The sequence below is a fragment of the Teredinibacter purpureus genome, from assembly GCF_014217335.1.
GTDB classification, from domain to species: Bacteria; Pseudomonadota; Gammaproteobacteria; order Pseudomonadales; family Cellvibrionaceae; genus Teredinibacter; species Teredinibacter purpureus.
This window is the reverse complement of record NZ_CP060092.1, coordinates 3,207,644-3,217,033: the sequence shown is the minus strand read 5'-3', so window position 1 is coordinate 3,217,033 and position 9,390 is coordinate 3,207,644. Positions and strand designations below refer to the sequence as shown.

At 44.6% G+C, this 9,390-nt stretch carries 6 protein-coding genes; 2 read left to right on the top strand and 4 right to left on the bottom strand.

Annotated features, from left to right (window positions below; genetic code table 11):
* Positions 1-977: 977 nt before the first annotated feature.
* A complete protein-coding gene (locus H5647_RS14085; protein ID WP_045859437.1) occupies positions 978-1,664 on the bottom strand; it encodes a MaoC family dehydratase in 687 nt (228 codons plus the stop codon).
* A gap of 319 nt (positions 1,665-1,983) precedes the next feature.
* On the opposite strand from H5647_RS14085, the gene H5647_RS14080 reads away from it, so the two are divergent.
* Positions 1,984-3,228 (top strand): tyrosine-type recombinase/integrase, encoded by a 1,245-nt coding sequence (locus H5647_RS14080; RefSeq protein WP_045859435.1) that lies wholly within the window; start codon positions 1,984-1,986, stop codon positions 3,226-3,228.
* A 75-nt stretch (positions 3,229-3,303) separates the two neighbouring features.
* Here H5647_RS14080 and H5647_RS14075 read toward each other — a convergent pair whose 3' ends face one another.
* The gene (locus H5647_RS14075) at positions 3,304-3,864 is read right to left on the bottom strand and encodes an outer membrane beta-barrel protein (protein ID WP_045859433.1); all 561 of its coding nucleotides are present in this window, start codon (positions 3,862-3,864) and stop codon (positions 3,304-3,306) included.
* Positions 3,865-4,020: 156 nt separating this feature from the next.
* On the bottom strand, positions 4,021-4,980 hold the full coding sequence (locus tag H5647_RS14070; RefSeq protein WP_045859431.1) for a LysR family transcriptional regulator: 960 nt from the start codon (positions 4,978-4,980) through the stop codon (positions 4,021-4,023).
* A 78-nt stretch (positions 4,981-5,058) separates the two neighbouring features.
* On the opposite strand from H5647_RS14070, the gene metE reads away from it, so the two are divergent.
* Positions 5,059-7,335, top strand: a complete 2,277-nt coding sequence (metE, locus tag H5647_RS14065) for a 5-methyltetrahydropteroyltriglutamate--homocysteine S-methyltransferase (RefSeq protein WP_045859429.1) — start codon at positions 5,059-5,061, stop codon at positions 7,333-7,335.
* A gap of 44 nt (positions 7,336-7,379) precedes the next feature.
* Here metE and uvrB read toward each other — a convergent pair whose 3' ends face one another.
* Complete coding sequence (uvrB, locus tag H5647_RS14060; RefSeq protein ID WP_045859428.1) at positions 7,380-9,389, bottom strand: excinuclease ABC subunit UvrB; 2,010 nt, start codon at positions 9,387-9,389, stop codon at positions 7,380-7,382.
* Position 9,390 lies beyond the last annotated feature (1 nt).

Genomic DNA, 9,390 nt, shown 5'->3' with positions numbered 1-9,390 from the left:
CGCAAACATTAGTATGACGTAAGAATAGAATCTTATACTGGAAGGTATCCATTGAGGGGTGCTTCTGTTTATAGAACCACCTGTGCCGCTAAAAAATAGCAGTGGCGATTAAAGTACATACAGTTTTATCGTCTCGACAAAAACCCCTATAAAATTATTTATTTTTCACTGTAATCAAGTGTCGACATAATTTACCTTTCACGCCAAGAAGTATTTCGCGCCATATTTTTTTGCTTGCTGAACATTCATTCCCTGACACGACTTTAGCGTGGCATTTTTTATTCTAAAATACGGCTTACTAAATGTAAGAATTCATTTCTTAGGCCAATCTCCTCGTTCTTTAGAGCATGTCAAATAGTAATAAAATGCAGACTAAAAACCGTAACAATAATGGTTATTACGCCATATGTTCTAGGCAAACTACTTAATTTCACCTTAACGAAATGGCAATTCAATACGATTGTTGTGAGCGCAACGAACAACCAAGTTAATAATTAACTCGTTTACTAATAAATATTATAACGAGTTTATTATGGCCGATGGAAAGGACACGGAGGGTAATATTTCGGGATAGAAATGGAATAAAAAATACAGCATTTAATATGCGCTAATAAATACACGCTACAATAATGCGTATTATTATGGAGGGGTTTGGAACACCTGTGTAGACGTTAAACGTACGTATTCTAGCCAGCCGTTAACCGGACCCGTGAAGGCAGCGGCAACAAATAATACAATAATAATTGCCCTATCCCCATGACACTATTGACGAGCTGAATGCTGATAAGACACCCGCGCACCATTTCGATGCTGGAGGGTTGGGTTCACTGAGGGAATGTGGACTCTAGGTATTTGTGATGTCATTGAGGCAGTTGGGGCTAGCGCACTACCGTCACACTAAATAACATATTGGCGGGACTATTTAAAAGAGGTGCCGTACGCTCTCGTCACGACATTACCGAGAGCGTATTGTTAAATTAAAGATATATTCGCGTAATCAGTTCTACGGCACAGACTTCTCGCCGGCGTTCGCCTGCCTCTACAATAACCTCTTCTACGATATCAAGGCTTCGTTTGTTTGCTGTTAAGGCGCGCAATATTGTGCGAGAACGTATTTCGGTGTCAGGTTTTACCGCCGATAAAAACCGCGTGCTATTCAGGCCGCAATTCACAATTAGGCGTGCTTCTGGATATTGCGACCCTGCATGCTCATCTAACCCACGCAAATGGGGTAACAATGAAAGAATCAAAAAGCCGTGGGCAACTGTTGATTTGTAAGGAGATTCGGTTTTGGCACGTTCCAAGTCTATATGGATCCACTGGCTGTCACCTGTGACGGCAGCAAACTCATCAATGGTCGCTTGTGTAAGCGTGAACCATTCTCCAACGTGTACCTCTTGCCCTAGCTTGGTTTGTAGCCGCTGTTTAAGCGTTAACACTTCTGGTGTTGGCGGTGAGATGAGATTTTGCGGCTCTTCATTCGCACTAGCGATATATTTCGAAAACCACGCATTGGCAAATGAATTGGATACCGATTGGTTAAACGTTTCTTTAAGCTCTCTTACCTGAGGTTCTAGGCGTTTCATGAAGTCGCCGTTACTGAGTTGTATTTGCTGACTTTTTTCTTTTAATAGTGCAACCAACTTTACGTAATCTTCCTTCATGAGCAAACCATCCTATTTTTTGGTTCAACATCGACAGTATTCGTTATACTCGGTTAACCTTACGATTAGCCGAGTGGATTGTACTAGCTTTAGCGACCCTGCTTACCCTAGTGTCTAGCAAACGGTAAGATTATATCAGTTAAAGTGTGGCCGCTATTGAGCCATTCTGATTAAAATTGTTTCTCGTGATAGGTGTCGCTCATTCTGGCGTTAAGACTCTTAAAGTAGCATCATTATTTACTTTAAATATTACCTATAAGTATTTGAATATAAAGAATAATATCTTACACCCTAAACCTTTTAACGCTGGAGCCTGTGAGTGAGAAGCCCACGCCCTATTTTTGATAATCTCGCTACAACCGCAAACCCTTTCCATCAAAAAATATTTGATGTGGTGCCTTTATTTGGCACGGCCGATCAGGTCAATGGCGCGGTGGTTGATTACGAGTTCTCACTCAAGTTTTTGCATAGCTATACGGGGAGTTCAGCTACATTCAACGCCTATCGTCGTGAATTAGAGCGGCTCCTTCAGTGGGCTTGGTTTATAAGGTGCATCGCTGTCACGGAATTGAAGCGTGAGGATATAGAAGCCTATGTGACCTTCGCGAAACAACCGCCTGACAGCTGGATTGGCCTAAAGAATGTTGCTCGGTTTAAAAACGTTGGCGGTGAGCGATTGCCCAATAGCGCGTGGCGGCCCTACGTGGTTAGCCTTAGTAAAGAATTAGTACGCGCTGGGGTTGCGCCGAGTATCGATCAATATCAACTCTCTCAAAGCTCTCTCAAGGCAACATTTTCGGTTTTATCCTCCTATTTTGGCTATATGATCCAAGAAGGCGTGGTAGAAGCTAACCCTGTTGCGCTTATTCGACAAAAAAGTAAATTTATACAAAAAGAACAAACCCACAAACCTGTACGCCGAATTTCAAATTTACAGTGGGATTTTTTACTGGAGCTGGCCGTTAAGCGGGCCGACGAACACCCGCAAAAATATGAGCGTAGCCTGTTTATTTTGAATTGCTTACTTGGCATGTATTTGCGTATTTCAGAGGTTGTTGCCGATGAACGTGCAACGCCTACTATGGGTGATTTTCAGCGCGATATGGACGGAAATTGGTGGTTTCACGTAACAGGTAAAGGCAATAAAAACCGTATTGTGACAGTTTCTGATGAAATGCTGGCAGCATTAAAGCGTTATCGTTGCTATCTGGGTTTACCAGCCCTCCCCGTTGCGGGCGAACACACGCCACTTGTTGGGAAAACTCAAGGCCGTGGCGCTGTCACCAGTACCCGTCAGATTCGCTCGCTCTTACAAGAGTTATTCGATTTGGCTTATGAAAAAATGGCGATAGAAGGTTTTGCTGATGATGCTCAAGATCTTCGTTCAGCAACAGCCCACTGGTTACGGCATACAGGCATTTCAGAAGATGTAAAAACACGCCCGCGTGAACACGTTCGGGATGATGCTGGTCATGCCAGTATGGCGACGACCGATAAGTACATTGACAGTGATTTACGTGAACGACACGCCTCTGGGCGACGTAAAAAACTGCATACGACCTAAAATATTTATAGGTCTAAATCAAAAAAAGGCGCGAATAATACGCGCCTTTTGGGGGAGAGGTTGCTAGGTATCTGATTAGAATGTAATCGCAGCGCCGATTGAAATCATATCCATTTCAGCATGTTCAAAATCGAAGTATTCGTATTCTGCACGAATGGCCACGGACATAAGTTGTATTTTTGCACCAACACCGTACGTTAAGTCGCTGCCGCTATTATCTGCACGTGCAGCCTCAATACCTTGCAGCTGCAATTCGCTTTCCCATGAAGCTAAGCCGACCTTGCCAAAAAAGCCAATGGGGCCAGTATTAAAACCGGCAAGTCCATATACATCCCACGCAGTGGTTTCAGACTCGATTTCACTATTCACTATTTCAATTGCTGCAGTGCCAAAGTCGACATAAGACGCTTCTACGGCGAGGTCGATCATGGGGACTAACCCGAAATTATAGCCGGCAAACACCTTGTAACCGGTGTAATCATCGTCCATCTCATTGGTGTACTCGGTTGCGGCAATTGTAGAGCTTGTCATGCCAAGCGAGCCGCCAAGGTACATACCAGTGTCGGAACCTGCGAAAGCAAAGGTTGAAAAACCAGCAAGTACGGCTCCGAAAAAAACGTTTTTAGGGTTAAACATGGTAACTACTCCTAATATTAATAAATCCAGCGGGATCTTACTCTCGCTTACGGGCAAAAACTATCACAATAGTTAACGCGAGTAGATGACAGGCGCACACTTTTACTGAATTTAACATTTGGGCCAAATTTAACGTAATACAACGCTATCAATGGCCTATTTATTCACCATAGCTGTCGCTATTGTTTGGATATTTTGTCGCGCTAGTCCGAGAAAAGCCGATACGATAGGCTCTTCCTCTTCTTGTTGTCGTATACCCAGATGAATGTGTTTCTGGATACCCTTCTGTCCCAAGCGTATCGTCTCAATAGCATGGGTTCCGCTGTATTCTTCTGCCAGCCAGCCTGGCAAGGTGGTAACCCCCCTCCCGTTCTCGACAAGCTGAAGAATAATCTCGGTTGCTTCTACGGTTTGGTGTTTGCGTGGTTCGACCTGTGCCGGTGTTAAAAACGCTGAAAATATATCCAGCCTTTGCTTCTCAACAGGGTAGGTATAAAGCACTTCAGACGATAAATCTTTAGGCACAATAATCGATTTGTCTGCCAGTGTATGGCCCTTAGGCACCACCAATACCTGCTCATAGTCAAATACTGACAAAAACGAAATACCCTTTTTATACAACGGGTCTGGCGTAACTAAAATATCAATGTCGTGGTTAAACAATGCAGCCATTCCGCCAAAAACAAATTTTTGTTTTACGTCCAATTCTACATTCGGTTTTATCGCCATAAAACGATGAATCACTTTGAGTAACCACCGATAGCACGGGTAACACTCCATACCAATACGCAGTGTACCTTGGTGACCGCGCGCAAAATTTTGAAGGTTTTCATCGCTACGCTCTAGCTGCGGAAGCAAACGATTCGCCACGCCTAGTAGATGCTCGCCGGCACGTGTCAGCTGTAAGTTACGGCCTTTTTTTGTCCATAAGGGCGTGCCTAATTGTTGTTCCAGTTTTTTAATGCAATGGCTCACCGCCGACTGCGTCAAGTTAAGTTCGTTCGCCGCAGCGGTGAGCGAACCTTGCCGGTATATTTCCCTCATTATGGTGAGGTGGTTACGCTCTATCATATTCAACCTATGAATAAAATTCATTACTAGATGAAATAATACCATTATTATTCATGTGTTGTTGCCGCTAATCTTGCAAAAAATCCACACATAACCACTTCAATACGTTAATAAGGGTAGAAAATGGCAATTACGCATAATCTAGGCTTTCCTCGAATTGGGAAACAACGAGAATTGAAATTTGGGCTAGAACGCTATTGGCAAGGCGACTCGGATCCAGCAACGTTAGAAGCGTTGGGCAATACACTACAACAACAACATTGGGCGCATCAGGCTGACTGCGATTGGGTGCCGGTGGGTGACTTTTCGTTTTACGATCACGTACTCGACATGAGTTTTCTATTGGGCAATATACCCTCACGGATTGACAAAGATACCGGTAGCGAACTCGACCAATATTTTCGCGTGGCAAGAGGCCGCTCTGTGGGCAACGATGCTTGCGGTAGTGTCAAAGCGGGAGAAATGACAAAATGGTTTGATACCAATTATCACTATATTGTGCCGGAAGTGACTGCTGAAACGACGTTTAGCTTAAACCCTGCTCGGTTGATTGCCCAAGTTAAAAATGCCATTGCGACAGGCAAGAACATTAAGCCTGTGATTATTGGGCCAGTAACGTACCTGTGGCTGTGTAAGGAAAAAGATAGTAGTGAACGCATTGACTTACTGGATGATTTGATTCGTGTTTACCAGGCGTTATTCGCCAAGCTTGCCCAGTGCGGCATCGAGTGGATTCAAGTAGACGAACCCATTTTAGTCACTGAAATTTCGGCAGAATGGAAAAATGCCCTACAAAAAACCTATCACACGTTAAAACATCCTAACCTGAACATTCTCTTAGCAACCTATTTTGGGACATTAAAAGAAAACTTAACACTTGCATGTACATTACCTGTTGCTGGTTTACACGTGGACGCGATAAACGCGCAAGAGGAAGTTAAACACGTAGTGGATTGGTTGCCGGTACATAAGGTTCTATCGTTAGGCGTGATCAATGGGCGGAATATATGGAAGACGGATTTATCGCAGACATTGCAATGGCTACAGCCAATATCCAGCCGGCTTGGCGAAAGATTATGGATAGCACCATCGTGCTCCCTTTTACATGTTCCCGTTGATTTAGACAGCGAAACTCAATTGGCGCTCGATATTAAAAATTGGCTGTCGTTTGCGGTACAAAAATTACAAGAACTGAATATTCTAAAGCGTGGTTTGAATGATGGCGTAGCATCCATTCAGGCAGAGTTAGCGGAAAATACTCTTTATATAGAGCAACGAAAAAACTCTGCAAAAGTCCATTGTGCTGAAGTTGCGGCTAAGGTTGCAGCGCTTACAAAGTCTCAAGGCGAACGTCAATCATCGTATTCTGAACGGGCAAAAATCCAAAAAGTAGGCCTTAACCTACCGCTATTCCCTACCACTACGATTGGTTCATTCCCTCAAACTCAGGCAATACGTACGGCTCGCAAACACTATAAATCGAATGAATTGACGAACGAAGATTATAAGGCCTGCATTAGAGCTGAAATTGAACGCAGCATTAAAACGCAAGAAACCATTGGCCTGGATGTATTGGTGCACGGCGAAGCTGAACGAAACGATATGGTTGAATATTTTGGCGAGCAATTAGAAGGCTATGCGTTCAGTCAGTATGGCTGGGTGCAGTCTTACGGTTCGCGATGCGTAAAACCCCCAATACTTTATGGCGATATTCGACGCCCAGAACCTATGACCGTTGATTGGATTGCCTACGCACAATCACTCACAGCAAAACCGGTAAAGGCGATGCTCACCGGGCCTGTTACCCTGCTTAATTGGTCTTTTGTTCGCGATGATCAGCATCGAAGTATCACGTGTGCTCAATTGGCGCTGGCCATACGAGAAGAAGTGCTAGATTTAGAGCGTTCAGGTGCAAAAATCATTCAAATTGACGAAGCTGCACTGCGAGAAGGGCTACCCTTACGTAAAGCTGAATGGCCGTACTATTTACAATGGTCGGTAGAGGCTTTTCGCATTAGTGCTAATGCCGTAAAAGATGAAACACAAATACACACGCATATGTGCTATTCGGAATTTAACGATATTATTGGTGCAATCGCCGAACTCGACGCTGACGTGATTACCATCGAAACCTCTCGTTCAGACACTCAATTACTTGGTGTTTTTGACGTTTTTGACTACCCCAATGATATTGGCCCCGGCGTGTATGATATCCATTCACCGAATATACCAACAGAGGCTGAGATTAAGTCGCTTATGCTGAAAGCTGTAAAACGTATCCCCAAAGAGCGCTTATGGGTAAACCCCGATTGTGGTTTAAAAACGCGTCGCTGGGAGGATGTTATTCCAGCACTGCAAAATATGGTTGGTGCCGCTAAACAATTGCGTTGCGAATGTTAGCGTAAGGCTCATAGATAAGAAGGCTAGGGATCGCGGCTAACACTTTAGCCGCGATTTTTTAATTGATGGATCTGATCACGCAGACGTGCAGCCGTTTCAAATTCAAGGTTCTTCGCCGCTTCAAACATTTGTTTTTCAAGATCTTGAATGTGGTGCCATACATCTTTTCCTTCTGGCAACTCAGTGTCGTAGCGCCCTCCTTTATCGGCCACCTTGCGAGAACCTGGTTTTGCACCCGGTGCGCGAGCGCCTTCCATAATATCGGCAACAGATTTAATAATACCTTTAGGCGTTATTCCGTTAGCCGCGTTAAACTCTATTTGTTTTTCGCGACGACGTTCGGTTTCTTCCATTGCGCGCTGCATAGAGCCCGTAATACGGTCGGCGTAGAGAATGGCCTTGCCTTTTATGTTACGCGCAGCGCGGCCAATAGTTTGTATTAACGCACGGTCGGAGCGAAGAAAACCTTCTTTGTCTGCATCAAAAATGGCAACAAGAGACACTTCCGGCATATCTAGCCCTTCTCGTAGTAAGTTGATGCCAATAAGGACATCGAACTCACCCAAACGCAAATCACGAATTATTTCGACACGCTCTACAGTGTCAATATCGGAGTGTAGGTAGCGTGCTCGTACTCCGCATTCCGCTAGAAACTCGGATAAATCTTCTGCCATGCGTTTGGTTAACACTGTAATCAATATACGCTCATTATTCTGTGCACGGACATTGATCTCGGAGAGGCAGTCATCCACCTGTGTACCGGCGGGACGTACTTCCAGTATTGGGTCTAGCAAGCCTGTCGGTCGAACCACTTGCTCGACCACTTGCCCTTGTTTTTCGGCTTCGTATTTACCGGGCGTTGCCGACACAAAAATGGCTTGCGGAGCGCGCTCTTCCCACTCATCGAAACGCATCGGGCGATTATCGAGCGCAGAAGGCAATCTAAACCCGTATTCAACCAGTGTTTCTTTGCGGGACCGGTCGCCCTTATACATAGCACCAATCTGTGGAACCGTCACGTGGGATTCATCGATGACCAGTAATGCTTCATCTGGGAGGTAATCGAAAAGTGTAGGTGGTGCTAGCCCTGGGTCTCGGCCAGATAAATAACGAGAATAGTTTTCGATACCGTTGCAATAACCCAATTCGCGCATCATTTCCAAATCGTATTTTGTACGTTGTTCAAGGCGCTGGGCCTCCACGAGCTTATTGTTGTCTCGTAGCTGCTCTAGCCTTTCTCTTAATTCAGATTCGACTTTTTCAACCGCATCAACAATGGTTTGTCTTGGCGTTACATAATGAGTTTTAGGGTAGATGGTAGCGCGCGGCAATTTGGACAGTACTTCGCCGGTGAGCGGGTCAAATAACGATATATTTTCTACTTCATCGTCAAACAGTTCTAATCTTACGGCTTCTGTTTCTGAGTCTGCGGGAAAAACATCAATCACCTCTCCTCTTACGCGGTAGGTGCCCCGGTGAAAATCAATATCATTGCGGGTATATTGAAGCTCTGCCAAACGGCGCAAAATAGTGCGCTGCTCCATTTGGTCGCCACGAACCAAGTGCAACATCATTTTTAAATAGCTATCGGGGTCGCCTAGGCCGTATATAGCGGAAACCGTTGCAACTACGATAGCGTCTTTACGCTCCATAAGCGCTTTAGTTGCAGACAACCGCATTTGCTCTATGTGCTCATTTACCGAGGCATCTTTATCAATAAAGGTGTCAGACGAAGGTACATACGCTTCGGGCTGGTAATAATCGTAATATGAAACAAAATATTCCACCGAGTTATTCGGAAAAAATTCCTTGAATTCGCCGTATAGCTGTGCTGCAAGTGTTTTATTGTGAGCCATTATGAGCGTGGGCCGCTGCACTTTTTCGATAACATTCGCAATAGTGAACGTTTTTCCAGAGCCGGTTACACCCAGCAACGTTTGATGGGCCAAGCCAGCGTCAATACCCTTAACTAATTTTTTAATGGCCGATGGTTGATCGCCAGCGGGTTTAAATCGGCTTTTCACTTTAAACGGCTTAGCCGTTTTAATGTTCATA